The sequence below is a fragment of the Paenibacillus sp. FSL L8-0644 genome (assembly GCF_038008165.1).
GTDB classification, from domain to species: Bacteria; Bacillota; Bacilli; order Paenibacillales; family Paenibacillaceae; genus Paenibacillus; species Paenibacillus polymyxa_D.
Window position 1 is genome coordinate 3,375,294 of the sequence record NZ_JBBOYN010000001.1, and the last position, 14,416, is coordinate 3,389,709.

Below are 14,416 nucleotides of genomic sequence, written 5' to 3' on the forward strand. Positions count from 1 at the left end.
TACACAGTACTTCAATCCTCTATGGTAGATAAGTCACCTGTAGGAAGGTTAAGCTCCCAGGCTTTCAACACGCGTCTCATAATTTTACCAGAGCGGGTTTTGGGTAACTTTTCCTTAAATTCAATTTCGCGTGGAGCAGCATGGGCAGACAACCCTTCCTTAACGAAGCGATAGATGTCCTGCTGTAAAGCTTCAGACGGTGCATAGCCTTCACGCAGTGCAACAAAAGCTTTGATAATCTCTCCCCGCACGGTATCTGGTTTTCCAATGACTCCGGCTTCCGCTACAGCAGGATGCTCCAGAAGCTTGCTTTCCACCTCAAAAGGGCCGATTCGCTCTCCAGAGGAGTTAATGACATCATCAATCCTACCCTGAAACCAGAAATATCCGTCCTCATCCATGTAAGCCGAATCACCCGATACATACCAACCGGGAAAGCGGAAATATTCCTGAAACTTGTTCGGATTGTTCCATATACGATTCATCATGGATGGCCATGGTGTACGGATCGCCAAGTGACCCATCCGGTTAGGAGGCAACACCTGCCCTCTGTCGTCCAAAATAGCAGCTTGAATACCTGGGAGTGGCTTTCCCATCGAACCCGGCTTAATCGGCAGCTCAGGGTAATTACAGATCAGCTGTGCTCCTGTTTCCGTCATCCACCAAGTATCATGAATGCGCTGTGTATATACTTGCCATCCCCATCGCACCACTTCGGGATTCAGCGGTTCCCCAACGGATAATACATGCCGCAGACTGCTGAGATCATATTTGGAAACAACCTGCTCCCCTGCGCTCATCAGCATCCGAAACGCTGTAGGAGCACTATACCATATGGTCACTTCGTGACGCTCAATCGTACGGTACCAGTCTTCCGGGCTGAAACGCCCCCCACGAATGACATTCGTCGCTCCATTTAGCCATGGAGCAAAAATACCGTATGACGTTCCCGTGACCCAGCCAGGATCAGCAGTACACCAATACACATCATCTTCCCGCAAATCCAGCACCATTTTGCCAGTATAGTAATGCTGAATCATTGCATTTTGCACATGATACACGCCTTTGGGCTTGCCTGTTGAGCCTGATGTATAGTGAATAATTAATCCATCTTCACGACCCAACCATTCAGGCTCAAGTTCCTCTGAGGACGTAAGCATTTCTGTCTCAAAATCGATAATTCCCTGCTCGCGTTCATCCATATCACCAACCACAAAAATATGCCGTAGCTCAGGAAGCTCCTCACGTTTTACCCGTGACAGAAGCGCAGGTGTGGTCACTAATGCCACTGCCCCACTATCCTCCAATCGATCCTTAACCGCAGTTTCCATAAACGCCTCAAACAATGGACCGACAACAGCCCCTACCTTTAGAACACCAAGTAAACTAATAACCAGCTCAGGTGAACGTGGCATGAAAATAAACACCCGCTCCCCTTTACCAATACCGTATTTGCGCAGCACATTTCCGAACCTGTTAGAGCTAGCACGAAGCTGAGAGAAGGTGTAGGTTTCATGACGGTTTGCGTCACAATACAATAATGCCGCTTTCTCACCCCGTCCTTCCTGTACATGTCGATCAATGGCTTCATGTGCCATATTTACCTTGCCTGTTTCATACCACGTAAAATGACGCTCTGCATCCTCCCACTGAAAGTTGTTGTAAGCTTGTTCATACGGACCCATGTTGGATGTGGGAACTACAGTCTGGAGTTCTTCAATCTTCATGCGTTCAGCCTCCTCACAATGGATTAATGAGAAACACGCAGGACAAGATAACGCTTACAAAAATCAATAAATCAGATAGATTCCTTTGGTTTACTGGTTGATTTAAATTGTGAACATTTTATGTCTAAAACAGTATATCATAGGTCACGATGTGACGACCATCCTTTTCATTTAATTGTTTTTTTGCTATAAGTATGGGATATGAGGAACGAGCTCATGGCGAACAAGGAGGGCGTACGTATGCAGCATTTAAAACTGTACCACTCGGATACGCTGGATCATAACGGACAAACAATCTATGTAGAAGGCCCCGTATCCGCGGATCAACTGCGTTCATTTCAAATGCACAAGCAATTAGATGCCTTTCGCAAACCAAGGGAGCAATTCGACGCGTTGGTGGATATTTCGGAACTGCCAGAAGGCAGAATTATCATTGCCCACAACGGGGAAACCCTTTTGGGATATGTTACTTTTCATTACCCAGATGAGATGGAGCGCTGGTCGGAAGCTGGCATGAAGGATTTACTGGAACTCGGAGCTGTTGAAGTAGCCGATGACTATCGTGGTCTAGGCCTGGGTAGCCGAATGATTCGGATTGCCTTTGAGGATGGACAGCTTGAATCCTATATTATTTTTACGACCGAATACTATTGGCATTGGGATTTAAAAGGCAGCGGTCTCTCCGTATGGGAATACCGCCGCATGATGGAGCGTCTAATGAAAACTGTAGATATGGTCTGGTACGCCACGGATGATCCTGAAATATGCTCACATCCTGCTAACTGTCTGATGGTACGAATGGGAAAGGATGTGCCCCTCGCATCACAAGAGCAGTTTGACCATATCCGATTTGTCCGAAGATTCATGTATTAAAAAAATTATACCATTAGCCCAAATGCTTGAGCATGAACTCCACAATACGATGCGAACGATGTGAAGCTTCTACCGTAAATTCAGCATAATTAACGTGGGCCGATCCATCAGCCTTATCTGACATAGATCGTAGTACAACATAAGGCACAGCGTTCATATGAGCTGTCTGAGCCACAGCCGCACCCTCCATTTCGGTACAAGCGCCGTCCATTTCCTGATGCAATGCAGTCACTAACTCACGATGTGCAACAAATTGATCGCCAGAAAGTACCTTGCCGACAATATACCGATCGCCAAACGATTTGCAGGCTTTCTCAGCTAGACTTACAAGCTCGGGATCAGCCACAAACTCTGAGGTGTCCTGATAAGGAATGACCCCTCTGGCATAACCCAAAGGCGTTACATCCATATCATGCTGCATACATGTTGATGAGATGACAATATCCCCAATGTTTAAATCAGGATGAACCGCCCCTGCCACTCCCGTGAATATAATCTGTTCTACACCAAAATGATCAATCAGGATTTGTGTTGTTACCGCAGCATTAACCTTGCCTACACCGGATTTACAGACGACGACTCTTTGCCCATGAATGATTCCTGTAGTGTAAGTGATTCCAGCCTTGACCGTCTTACTCGCTTCCGTCATCGCTGCCAGCAGCAATTCAATCTCTTCATCCATAGCACCCATTAATCCATAAAGTCGGCTCATTACGCATCCCTCTATTCTTAGTTTGATGATGATGTCCAGAAGAAGCTTTATATCCACGAAAAAAGCTCCATCAAAGGAGCTTTCATCGAAGGTATATCCTATTCAGCACTGCGTCTAGTCTAAATAATTAACTGACAACCGCAAAATAGTTTCATGCGGCAAAATAACGCGAGGGTTCTCCACGTTTTCCTTTTTCATCAGCTTGGTCAGCAAACGCATCGCTACCGCACCCAAATCGTACATCGGTTGCGCGACGGTTGTCAGCTGAGGACGAACCATAGAGGCCATACGAATATTATCAACACTGATTACCGAAAAATCATCAGGAACTTTCAATCCCTCATCCTGAATACTATGGATCGCACCAATTGCCATTTCATCCGTTGCAGCAAAAATCGCACTTGGCTTCTTCTTCAGGCCGAGAAAATATTTCATGGCTTCAACACCAGATTCATAACGGTAGTTCCCGATTCTCACCAGATCCTCCTGATAATCAATTCCGGCTGCTTCCAATGCTCTCTTGTAACCTTGGAAACGTGCATAACCGTTTGCAGGGTCTTGAAGCGTACCACTGATCATTGCGATTTGACGGTGTCCATGGCGGATCAACGTGTTTACTGCATCAAAAGCAGCCGCTTCATGGTCAATATCGACCGAAGGATAGCTTCCTTTTTCATCGCTCGTTGCACATAGAACGATAGGGACCGCAGCTGTATGGAACGCCTGAATATGCTCGTCCGTTACTGTACCACCCATGAACAGAAGACCATCCACTTGCTTTTCAAGCAATGTGTTGATAACACGAATCTCTTTTTCTTTTCGCTTGTCGGCATTACACAAAATAATATTATAGTGATACATATTCGCTATATCCTCAATACCGCGTGCAATTTCTGCAAAAATTGAGTTCGATATATCCGGTATAACCACGCCGACGGTCGTTGTCTTCTTGCTGGCCAGACCTCTAGCGACCGCATTTGGGCGATATCCCAATTGTTCAATCGCTTCGTACACTTTCTTGCGGGTCTGAGGTTTCACATTAGGATTATTGTTAACTACGCGGGACACTGTGGCCATTGAGACACCAGCTTCGCGAGCTACATCATAGATCGTTACCGTCACATTCCTTCTCTCCATTGCCAATAAATTTTCAACCGAATCCTAGATCAACTAATTAGAACCATGATACGACAAAATACTACTTTATGCAACGACAGCACACATTCTATCTATGTGAGATGATCGTGGAGTGCACGGGCTGTAATATTCGAATGGGATGTATGCCAAACAGCTTCTCCGCCCTTGATTAAAATGGCCTGCGGGGATTCATGCTTCACCTGAAGCCTGTCCGCGGTTTCATTGGACACCGGCCGATCTTCTACTACATAAATGATACCGTATTCAATATTTTCGTTGGGAGCGTCATGCAAATAGGACTCCACTTCCTGATATGCGCCTGCACTTATCGGACAACGTGTGCTATGTTTAAAGAGAAGCAACGGCTTGTCTGATGACGCTTCCAGAGCCGTATCTAATTGTTGAACAGTAGTCATTTTTGTCATCGTCGCCATTGGATATACATTCCTTTCTGTGTCTTGTCGTATGGCCTATTCCCATCGTAACAAAAAGAACATGTAAAATCCAATGGTGACCATGAAAATTTTCATATTTTTTAGTTTTTTGTATTCGTAAATACCGATTCACTGGTAAAACCGGATAATTGGACCAATTTTTTCTCTACATCATTCATCCAATCTTCGTCTCCCAGACTTCTCGCATAGCGATAAAGATCCAGTAAGAGATTAATTCGAAGCTCCATCCGCTCCTCCAAAGCAGATTGCCAATCTACATTGGGATTGTCCGCTTCCTCCAGTACAAGCTTGCGAATGATTTCTGCCAGTTCATTGTTGCGAGCAAAAGAAATTCTCCGCGCCGTAGGTTTGCTCCCTAGACTTTGTAATAGTGCCTTAATGTCCTTCGTCACATGCTGCAAAACCTCACTGGAAAAGCATGACGAGCATGAGAATACAGGGACGTGCAAAATTTCAACCTTGTCCGCATAGATTACCTTTCGCAGTTCCAGTCCCATCGGTTTGCCACATTGACATTGCTTTTGCATTTAACCACCTCATTACGTAGGATCAAACTATACGAGGATCTCATCAGAATCCAAATATATCTATCTACTAGTCTAATAAATATTTGTTAACTCCATTAAATCTATCATACCTTGTTTTATTTCGACTTTGGGACTTCAAATCCTTCCACACGTTGCAGCTATGAACAAATTACCAAAGCTTTGGCGGGTCAGAAAATGACGACAATTGCCGTCAAAGAGCAGACTACTAACATAAGAATCTGCGAAGGAATGGACTTCGGGCGTTCTTTTTCTTAAGATGTAAAAGTACAGATTACAAAACAGAGGTGTCATCATGTGACGCACGAAAGGATGGTTGGATGTCAAGACTTGCCGGAAAAAAGGTTATCGCCCTAGTGGATGAGGAATTCGAGGATCTGGAGCTGTGGTATCCGATTTACCGTGTTCGTGAAGAAGGCGCAGAAGTGCATTTAGCCGGTGCGGAAAAGGGTAAAAAATATATTGGAAAATATGGCGTACCTGCCGAAGCGGAATATGCCTTTGAGGAACTGAATAGCAGTGATTATGACGGGATTCTCGTCCCTGGCGGTTGGGCACCTGATAAACTGCGCCGCTATCCCAAAGTAATTCAACTCGTACAGGAGTTTCATGCTGCTCATAAGCCGATTGGACAAATCTGTCATGCAGGCTGGGTACTGATTTCTGCTAAAATTTTGGATGGTGTTACGGTAACTTCCACACCAGGTATTCGTGATGATATGGAAAATGCAGGAGCTACCTGGAAGGATGAAGCTGTTGTGACGGATGGGCATATTGTTTCTGCTCGTCGGCCGCCCGATCTTCCACCTTACGGAAAAGCGTTCTGCGATTTGTTAGCAGATAACACCTAAACCGTAATCACAACAGACTGTCAACAAGATGAAAAAAGAACCTTCAAAACCATGAATGAGGTGGTTTTGAAGGTTCTTTTTCGTCCAAACCATGCTACGCCATTAAGGTTTGTCACGACAAGTCTAACAGTATGGAGTTTTTGGCTCCCCCCAAAAGTGTATGCTAATTGCGAAGCTTTGCGGACATTACATATTACTGCCGTCCAGGCCCGGTCGGAGTGCAGCTGACATTAGCTGCAGTCAGCTTGTCTTCAATCGCTGCACCAGTGGACATGCCAAAGCAAACCTGAGCGACCGTCGTTGCCTCAGATGCAGTCGTATTCAGCACACGATGCTTGACCCGCAATAAAGATTGGGGAGACATGCTGAGTTGATGTATCCCCAGTTCCAGCCAAAGCGGAACGGACCGTTCATCTCCAGCCATCTCACCACATACACTCACATCAATTCCTGCTTGATGTGCCGCTTGTGCAGTCATGCGCAGCATTCGAAGTACAGCTGGATGGTATGGATGGTACATATGTGCAATCTGCTCATTCATACGGTCTACAGCCAGCACATATTGAACCAGATCATTCGTTCCGATACTAAAAAAATTGGTTTCAGCTGCCAATAAATCAGCGATCATCACTGCAGCCGGTACCTCAATCATAATTCCTCGCTGAATGTTCGGATTATAGGCAAGCCCTCTTGCATCCAAATCCGCCATAGCCTCCTTCAAAAGAGCATCTGCCTGGCGGACCTCCTCTACAGATGAGATCATCGGATACATTACCTTGATATTTCCCGTTGCACTGGCTCGCAAAATTGCAGTCAACTGGGTTTTAAACAATTCTTTCCAATCCAGACTGATCCGTATAGCACGGTAACCCAGAAAAGGATTTTCTTCCTCTGGTAGTTGAAGATAGTCCAACGGCTTATCTCCACCGATATCCAAGGTACGGATGACCACAGAGTGGTTTCCTGCCTTTTCTGCTATCAGCCGATATACTTCATACTGTTCCTCTTCATCTGGAGCAGATTTGCGATCCATGTATAAAAATTCCGTGCGGAACAGTCCTACACCTTGAGCGCCATGCTTCAAAGCTGCCTCCAGCTCTTTAATCGAACTAATATTGGCCGCCAGCCTCAGGGTGGTTCCATCCTTAGTCACGGCATCTACAGAAGCAAGTACCTGAAGCTGCTCTTTTCTGCGTCGCTGCTCGTCGCGCAAAATTTTATAATGATCAGTTACCGTTTTTTCCGGATTCACATAAACTTTGCCCAGGTCTCCGTCCACAACCATTATGTCTCCCGTTTGAACGGGCAAATTCAGATTGCTCTCCAGTCCTGAAACGAGTGGAATCCCAAGTGCACGGGCCATGATCGCAGAATGCGAAGTTTTACCACCATTCATAGTTACAATCCCTAAAACATAGCTAGGATTCAAGTGTGCCGACTGGGAGGGTGAGAGCTCCTTGGCTACCAGAATATAGGGCTGTGTGTCCTTGGGAAGAGTCACCTCCGGTGCACCCAGCAAATGCTTGAGCAGCCGGTTCCCCACATCTTTGATATCGATTGCCCGCTCCTTCATATATTCATCGTCCAGTAAATCAAACATTGTCACAAAATGATCAATGGCTTCCTTCACGGCCACCTCGGCCGCCTTGTACTGACGCTCAATAATTCCACGAATTTCATTCATGAATTCCGGATCTTCCAATATCGCAAGATGAGCATCAAAGATGCTGGATTCTTCTGGCCCCACCATCTCTCGAAACTCATCCTTAATAAACTGGATTTCACTTTTGGATGTGCGTATCCCTTCATACAAACGTTCAAATTCCTTTGCAAGATCTACCGCATCCATTTTTTGATCAGGTAAATCCCACTCCCAGCTCGGCAGGACAAATGCCTTCCCGATTGCCACACCTGCTGCGGCGCCGATGCCTTCTATCATGTTTCTACCCCTCCAACATTCCTGTCATGCAGCACAACGGACATTACCGAGGCCTGACCTTTTTTCACTGTTTTAAACGGAGCAAAGCTCCACGACTTGACGCGATCCGGATTCGTGATGACCATAGGAGTCACCAGCGATGGAGCTTGCTCTCGTAGCGCCTGCAAATCAAATTTGATCAGCAATTGCCCCGGTTCCACCGTATCGCCTGCTTCTACCATAGCAGTAAAATTCCCTTTTAGCTGTGAAGTATCAATCCCGATGTGAAGTAGAACTTCAAGTCCTTCTCGTGTGGAGATGCCTAAAGCGTGCATGGTCGGATACAAATGCATCACAGTACCATACACCGGAGAAACAAGTTCACCGCGTTCAGGAACAAAAGCAACACCGTCCCCAACCAGCTTCGTCGCAAAAATTTTGTCAGGCACTTCATGAATCGGTAGCATTTTTCCATGTACAGGAGCGTTGAACAAAATTTGAGGGAGATCACGCTCCATCAGCTTCGCGATTTCCTCACGAATCAGTTCTGAATACGTTCCGAATACAACCTGCAAATTACCCCCACCCAGATTGATAAGCCCAGCCGATCCCAAAGCCTTCATCGCTCCGGTATCAATCAGCCTGTCATTGTGGACGGTCAGCCGCAAACGTGTGATGCAGGCCTCTACTTGCACAATATTTTCCTTCCCGCCAAGTGCTTCCAAAATAAGCGGAGCACTATAAGGAATATTGCCGGCCCAATCCTCCAGAACTGAACCTTCCTCGCGTCCAGGAGTTGGAATACGGAACCGCCGGATAGCCCATCGAAACAGTACATAATACACAAGCCCGTACGCGACTCCCACTGGAATTAACAACCAGGCGTTATGTGAGAGATGAAAATTAAGGACATAATCTATAAAACCCGCCGAATAGGAAAATCCGTGATGAATATCCAGCTCAAAGGTAAGCCACATGGCCAGCCCAGACATAACTGCATGAACGAGGAACAAATAAGGAGCAGCAAACAAAAAGGCAAACTCAATCTGTTCCGACACTCCAGTAAAAAAGCAAACAAGCGCAGCTGTCAAAAATGTTTTTTGCACCTTTGGCTTCAAATCTTCACGCGCTTCCTGAATGATCGCCAGCGCAATGGCAGGGATCGCAAACATCATAATGGGGAACAGCCCGGACATGAAATAGCCCGCTGTCGGATCGCCAGCAAAAAACCGGGGTAAATCTCCCTGCACAACGTTAGCAGACGGTGTTTTATATGTACCCAGTTGAAACCAAAAAATATTATTAAGCAGATGGTGAAGACCAAAGGCCGCCAGTAGTCGGTAGAGAATACCGTAGATAAACAGTCCAAAGCCGCCCAAGCTCGATTCCAAACCTACTATAAATTGCAGCCCTCTCTGTATGAGTGGGGCAATAATTAGCATGAGTCCTGCAAACACAGCCGAGAAGAGGCCAATAAGCAGCAGAACAAATCGGGTACCCCCAAAAAACTGAAGCACCTCGGGCAATTTGATGCTTTTGAAACGATTATAGGCCACCCCTGAAATGACCCCCAAAATGATACCAATGAGCGTCGCTGGTTGAATGAGTCCGTTTCCAAATCTCAATGTGACCTGATCGTATATAGCCATACCAGCCAATGCTGCCAGTCCCGCCTGACCTGCCTGATTCGACATACCCAGGGCAACACCAACCGCAAACAAATATGGCAAAAAATAAAAAATCCCGTGTCCTGCCGCATTTGCCATATCAGACACCATGGGGAATCCCCATGTCGACCAAGGTAGGCTGCCGAGACTTAGCAATATTGCAGCGGCTGGTAGCACCATCGTCGGGAGCATGACAGCACGACCGAGCTGTTGTAAGGATCCGAGCCAATTCATGGCATTCCTCTCCTTTCTATCCCTGATGGTAAGCCGAATAAATACTTTTGTCAAAGCAATGATTCCATCCTGCAAAAATATTTATCTACGCTACTACAGGTCCAAAGCTTTATCATCACAAGATAACACTATGAATCCGTTTAGATCCATTTCATTAACAAGGCATACATACATTATATGGATTCCCGAGAGGATAATATACTGTACCATATTCCTCATTTCGCACCAAAAACCTTCAACCCTGTGAAGCAAGGGAAGAAGGTTTTTATTCATCTGCGTATAGCACAGATTACTGATCCATGTTTATCCTTTACGCACAGCCTGGGTCACTGAGTCCTCCACCTTAATGCAACGATCCATAATAACCGTCATTCCATGCTCCTGCGCAATGTCAGCGGCTTCCTGGCTTATAATTCCCTGTTGAAGCCACAAAACCTTAGCTCCAATAGCAGCTGCTTCACGCGCAACCTCTGCACAGTATTCACTGCGGCGGAATACATTGACCAGCTCCACAGGCTCAGGTACTTCAGCAAGACTGGCATAGCAAGTCTCCCCAAGAATCGTTTGCCCTGCCGCCGCAGGATTAACCGGAATAATCCGATATCCCCGTTTCTGCATGGCATAAGAAACCATGTATGAGGTACGGTCCGATTTATCAGACAAACCAACAACCGCAATATTGCCTACTTGTTCCAAAATAGTTTTAATCTCTTCTCTCGACGGATTTTCAAAAGCCATTCTGTTCCCTCCTATTCGTATCTTCGTTTGCTTTTACTTTACCCATTCTACAGAAGCACCAAGCGCCGTTAGATGGTCAAAATACTGCGGATACGATTTGGCAACATGATGTGCATCCTTGATCACTAACGACTTCTGTGCGCGTAAACCTACAATCGTCAAGGCCATAATAACACGGTGATCAAAATGCGCGTTAATTTCCACGCCACCTTCGACACCCTCCGGTCTGCCATGTACGATAATTTCCGCTTGACGTTCTTCTACCCGAGCTCCAGCCTTTGTCAGCTCATTCAAATAATCGGTAATGCGGTCACACTCCTTATACCGTAAATTCTCCACGTTATAAAAACGGGACGTGCCTTCAGCAAATACAGCCGCAGCCACCATTGCGAGCACAGCGTCTGTTGCAGCATCACCGTCAAATTCGACAGCTTTCAATCGACCATTGCCCTTCACAACGACGGTATCGTTCTCATGTGTCAGTGGTACTTCCATCATGCGCAGCACATCTACGATAGCGCGTTCTCCCTGTTTGCTCTGCTCCTTAAGACGATGGATGGTAACATCGGAATTCGTTACTGCAGCAGCCGCCAGCACCGCTGCACTCCCTGGATAGTCTCCCTGTACCGTATACGTACGTGGCTGATAGGATTGCCGTCCCGGGACACGGAAAAACATGTAATCATCGCTTGCATGAATGATAATACCAGCCTCTTGCAATACCTCCAGAGTCTGCCCAATGACCACCTTGGATTTCAAATCATGCAGCACTTCGATTTCACTGTCTTCCTCCAGTATAGGCGTAAGGAATAGCAGGGCGCTCAAATATTGTGAGCTAACCGAGCCGGACACCTGAATTTTACCGCCTTTCGCCTGACCACCCTGAATACGAATTGGCAACTTACCTTCACGATGGTCTACTTTCACACCCAATTGCCCCAGTGCATCGATTAGATCATCATGTGGTCTTTTGCCCAATGAGTCGGGATATGTATTAACAAATGTAACATCCGGACATAGAGATGCAATACCCATCAAAAAACGGAGCACCGCTCCTGCATTTCCCACATTCAATTCCTTCACAGCTTGAGGATGGCTACCAAAACCCGTAATAACTATTTTTTCATCATCCTCTTCCAGTACTGCACCCAGATCGGCGATACAACGACGCATAGCATCACTGTCTTCACTATGGGCAGGATAAAAAATGGTACTTTGTCCCTCAGCAAGTGCCGCAGTGAGCAGATAACGAGTAGTGTAGTTTTTGGAGGACAGGGCCCCAATCTCTCCTTGTAAGGAAGGGGTAGGTCTAACGATAACATCCATAATGTACATGCTCCTTTTCGGTTCAACCATCCTATTATACGTTAATTATACAAGTTGTAGCATTCATTTCTCCACCCAAAAAAATAAGAAATATTAATCTAGGTCGCCCGAGTGAATCCCGTCGGTTAATTAATCTATACCCGCCTTCAAGATTAAGCCGATTGACATCCAAGAGATAGCTTAGCTATCATACATAGAGTGTGTGTGACATTTTGCACACGCCAAAAACATACGTAGCACCCATTATATATCAGAAAAGAGGTCCGGCCATGACGCAAATCGCCCTGATTGAACCTTCTGAGTTGCGCGCACGTCTGCAAGCAGGAGAGCAATTGCAACTAATTGACGTCCGCGAAGCGGAAGAAGTAGCGGAAGGCATGATTGAAGGTGCCAAGCACATTCCGCTCGGACAGCTTCCGGGTCGTCTTGAAGAAATTGAACGCACCGGTGAAATTATCTTTATTTGCCGGAGCGGTTATCGCAGTGAACGAGCCTGCGAATATCTACAGCAGCTAGGTTATGAAGGCTGTACTAACATGACTGGCGGCATGCTGCAATGGTCACAGGAGCAATAGAATACCTACTTCACAAAAGAGACGGGAACCTTCCCGTCTTTTTTGTTTTAACTCAAAGCTTAGACGCGGTAATGCATTAAAATATTTTGTCCCTATCATACCATAGCGTCAAAAGATTACACAATCCTCTACTGCCATCATAATCGTATCCATAATTATAAATTAAAAAACGGAAGCTTCTTCTACCCATAGGGCAAAAAAGCTTCCGTTGTATTACATAATGCTATTCATACATATCCATCCGTTCATTAGAACCATTGATGATGAAATACGCCTTCTTTGTCCACACGTTTGAACGTATGGGCACCAAAGTAGTCACGTTGTGCTTGCAACAGATTTGCTGGCAAACGCTCAGTGCGGTAGCTGTCATAGTATGCAAGCGCGCTGGAGAAACCAGGCACTGGAATACCTTGGGATACAGCCACGGAAATCACTTGACGCCATGCATCTTGATACGTTTCAACTACATTTTTGAAGTAAGAATCCAGCAACAGGTTTTTCAAGGCAGGATCGCGGTCATATGCATCCTTGATATTTTGCAGGAATTGCGAGCGGATAATGCAACCGCCGCGGAAGATCATAGCGATTTTTCCGTATTTCAAATCCCAATCATATTCATCGGAAGCTGCACGCATTTGAGCAAAACCTTGAGCATAGGACACAATTTTACTTGCAAACAGTGCTTTACGTACGCTTTCGATAAATTCTTTCTTGTCGCCGCTGAAGGACTCAGCATTAGGACCGCTCAGCACTTTGCTTGCCGCAATGCGCTCGTCTTTCATAGCAGACAAGAAGCGGGAAAATACAGATTCAGTAATCATGGACAATGGCACACCCAGATCCAAAGCGCTTTGGCTTGTCCATTTACCTGTACCTTTTTGACCTGCAGCATCCAAGATAACATCTACCATTGGCTTACCTGTTTCAGCATCGTACTGGGAGAAGATGTCAGCTGTAATTTCGATCAGGTAGCTGTCCAGTTCCCCTTTATTCCATTCCGTGAAGATTTCATGCAGCTCTTCTGCATTCACGTTTAGGACTGATTTTAACAGGTGATACGCTTCACCGATCAATTGCATGTCACCGTATTCGATACCGTTATGCACCATTTTTACATAGTGACCAGCACCGTCGGGACCAATATATGTACAGCATGGGTCGCCTTCCACTTTAGCAGAGATTGCCGTTAGAATCGGCTCTACCAGTTTATAGGCACTTTCTTGTCCACCCGGCATGATCGCAGGACCATTCAAGGCACCTTCTTCACCACCGGACACGCCTGTACCAATAAAGCGAAGTCCTTTTTCCTCCAGCTCCTTGCTGCGGCGCTGTGTATCAGGGAAGTAGGCATTGCCTCCGTCTATAATAATGTCGCCCTTGTCCAGATGAGGCACAAGCTGTTCAATCGTGGCATCTGTAGCTTTACCGGCTTGAACCATGATCAGGATTTTACGGGGCGATTCCAATGAGTTCACAAATTCTTCAATGGAGAAAGTACCCGTCAGTTTTTTACCTTCTGCTTCTTTGATAAGATCGTGCGTTTTTTCTGGAGAACGATTAAAAACCGAGACAGTGAAGCCTCTGCTCTCAATATTAAGGGCTAAATTCTTACCCATTACCGCCAGGCCGATCACACCAATTTGCTGTTTTGCCATCTG

Annotated in this window: 13 protein-coding genes; 3 read left to right on the top strand and 10 right to left on the bottom strand. The window is 45.9% G+C overall.

The window, feature by feature from the left end; all coding sequences use genetic code 11:
* Nucleotides 1-11: 11 nt before the first annotated feature.
* On the bottom strand, nt 12-1,727 hold the full coding sequence (acsA, locus tag NSS94_RS15275) for an acetate--CoA ligase (RefSeq protein ID WP_165150275.1): 1,716 nt from the start codon (nt 1,725-1,727) through the stop codon (nt 12-14).
* Between the two features lie 240 nt (nt 1,728-1,967).
* Between acsA and NSS94_RS15280 the strand changes: the two genes are divergently transcribed.
* On the top strand, nt 1,968-2,600 hold the full coding sequence (locus NSS94_RS15280; protein ID WP_069010578.1) for a GNAT family N-acetyltransferase: 633 nt from the start codon (nt 1,968-1,970) through the stop codon (nt 2,598-2,600).
* Between the two features lie 13 nt (nt 2,601-2,613).
* Here NSS94_RS15280 and NSS94_RS15285 read toward each other — a convergent pair whose 3' ends face one another.
* From NSS94_RS15285 to NSS94_RS15300, 4 genes are all read right to left on the bottom strand, one after another.
* Nucleotides 2,614-3,312 (bottom strand): 5'-methylthioadenosine/adenosylhomocysteine nucleosidase, encoded by a 699-nt coding sequence (locus tag NSS94_RS15285; protein ID WP_341039594.1) that lies wholly within the window; start codon nt 3,310-3,312, stop codon nt 2,614-2,616.
* Between the two features lie 114 nt (nt 3,313-3,426).
* Nucleotides 3,427-4,434, bottom strand: a complete 1,008-nt coding sequence (gene ccpA, locus NSS94_RS15290) for a catabolite control protein A (protein ID WP_029517652.1) — start codon at nt 4,432-4,434, stop codon at nt 3,427-3,429.
* A gap of 107 nt (nt 4,435-4,541) precedes the next feature.
* Entirely contained in the window at nt 4,542-4,883 is a 342-nt protein-coding gene (ytxJ, locus tag NSS94_RS15295; protein WP_069010576.1) for a bacillithiol system redox-active protein YtxJ, read from the bottom strand.
* 101 nt (nt 4,884-4,984) lie between these two features.
* A complete protein-coding gene (locus tag NSS94_RS15300) occupies nt 4,985-5,431 on the bottom strand; it encodes a hypothetical protein (RefSeq protein WP_039270826.1) in 447 nt (148 codons plus the stop codon).
* A gap of 338 nt (nt 5,432-5,769) precedes the next feature.
* Here NSS94_RS15300 and NSS94_RS15305 point away from each other — a divergent pair, with 338 nt between their 5' ends.
* The gene (locus tag NSS94_RS15305) at nt 5,770-6,300 is read left to right on the top strand and encodes a type 1 glutamine amidotransferase domain-containing protein (RefSeq protein WP_029517654.1); all 531 of its coding nucleotides are present in this window, start codon (nt 5,770-5,772) and stop codon (nt 6,298-6,300) included.
* A gap of 193 nt (nt 6,301-6,493) precedes the next feature.
* On the opposite strand, the gene ptsP is transcribed toward NSS94_RS15305, so the two are convergent.
* The 4 genes from ptsP to aroA all read right to left on the bottom strand — a co-directional run bounded on the left by ptsP (nt 6,494) and on the right by aroA (nt 12,183).
* Complete coding sequence (gene ptsP / locus NSS94_RS15310) at nt 6,494-8,239, bottom strand: phosphoenolpyruvate--protein phosphotransferase (protein ID WP_341039595.1); 1,746 nt, start codon at nt 8,237-8,239, stop codon at nt 6,494-6,496.
* The gene (locus NSS94_RS15315) at nt 8,236-10,119 is read right to left on the bottom strand and encodes a glucose PTS transporter subunit IIA (protein WP_340885841.1); all 1,884 of its coding nucleotides are present in this window, start codon (nt 10,117-10,119) and stop codon (nt 8,236-8,238) included. Before NSS94_RS15315 ends, ptsP begins: the two co-directional genes overlap by 4 nt.
* A 303-nt stretch (nt 10,120-10,422) precedes the next feature.
* Entirely contained in the window at nt 10,423-10,857 is a 435-nt protein-coding gene (locus tag NSS94_RS15320; protein ID WP_029517656.1) for a CoA-binding protein, read from the bottom strand.
* Between the two features lie 33 nt (nt 10,858-10,890).
* Entirely contained in the window at nt 10,891-12,183 is a 1,293-nt protein-coding gene (aroA, locus tag NSS94_RS15325) for a 3-phosphoshikimate 1-carboxyvinyltransferase (RefSeq protein WP_340955879.1), read from the bottom strand.
* A 269-nt stretch (nt 12,184-12,452) separates the two neighbouring features.
* Here aroA and NSS94_RS15330 point away from each other — a divergent pair, with 269 nt between their 5' ends.
* The gene (locus tag NSS94_RS15330; protein ID WP_010345522.1) at nt 12,453-12,758 is read left to right on the top strand and encodes a rhodanese-like domain-containing protein; all 306 of its coding nucleotides are present in this window, start codon (nt 12,453-12,455) and stop codon (nt 12,756-12,758) included.
* 248 nt (nt 12,759-13,006) lie between these two features.
* Here the strand turns inward: NSS94_RS15330 and gndA are convergent, their stop codons facing one another.
* A complete protein-coding gene (gene gndA, locus NSS94_RS15335) occupies nt 13,007-14,413 on the bottom strand; it encodes an NADP-dependent phosphogluconate dehydrogenase (RefSeq protein ID WP_013310934.1) in 1,407 nt (468 codons plus the stop codon).
* Nucleotides 14,414-14,416 lie beyond the last annotated feature (3 nt).

What these genes read in the sequence shown, in the direction of transcription:
- NSS94_RS15330 (WP_010345522.1), top strand. Translation starts at nt 12,453, where the DNA reads ATGACGCAAATCGCCCTGATTGAACCTTCTGAGTTGCGCGCACGTCTG.
- ytxJ (WP_069010576.1), bottom strand. Translation starts at nt 4,883, where the DNA reads ATGGCGACGATGACAAAAATGACTACTGTTCAACAATTAGATACGGCT.
- NSS94_RS15285 (WP_341039594.1), bottom strand. Translation starts at nt 3,312, where the DNA reads ATGAGCCGACTTTATGGATTAATGGGTGCTATGGATGAAGAGATTGAA.
- acsA (WP_165150275.1), bottom strand. Translation starts at nt 1,727, where the DNA reads ATGAAGATTGAAGAACTCCAGACTGTAGTTCCCACATCCAACATGGGT.
- gndA (WP_013310934.1), bottom strand. Translation starts at nt 14,413, where the DNA reads ATGGCAAAACAGCAAATTGGTGTGATCGGCCTGGCGGTAATGGGTAAG.
- NSS94_RS15300 (WP_039270826.1), bottom strand. Translation starts at nt 5,431, where the DNA reads ATGCAAAAGCAATGTCAATGTGGCAAACCGATGGGACTGGAACTGCGA.
- ptsP (WP_341039595.1), bottom strand. Translation starts at nt 8,239, where the DNA reads ATGATAGAAGGCATCGGCGCCGCAGCAGGTGTGGCAATCGGGAAGGCA.
- NSS94_RS15305 (WP_029517654.1), top strand. Translation starts at nt 5,770, where the DNA reads ATGTCAAGACTTGCCGGAAAAAAGGTTATCGCCCTAGTGGATGAGGAA.
- NSS94_RS15315 (WP_340885841.1), bottom strand. Translation starts at nt 10,119, where the DNA reads ATGAATTGGCTCGGATCCTTACAACAGCTCGGTCGTGCTGTCATGCTC.
- NSS94_RS15320 (WP_029517656.1), bottom strand. Translation starts at nt 10,857, where the DNA reads ATGGCTTTTGAAAATCCGTCGAGAGAAGAGATTAAAACTATTTTGGAA.
- aroA (WP_340955879.1), bottom strand. Translation starts at nt 12,183, where the DNA reads ATGGATGTTATCGTTAGACCTACCCCTTCCTTACAAGGAGAGATTGGG.
- NSS94_RS15280 (WP_069010578.1), top strand. Translation starts at nt 1,968, where the DNA reads ATGCAGCATTTAAAACTGTACCACTCGGATACGCTGGATCATAACGGA.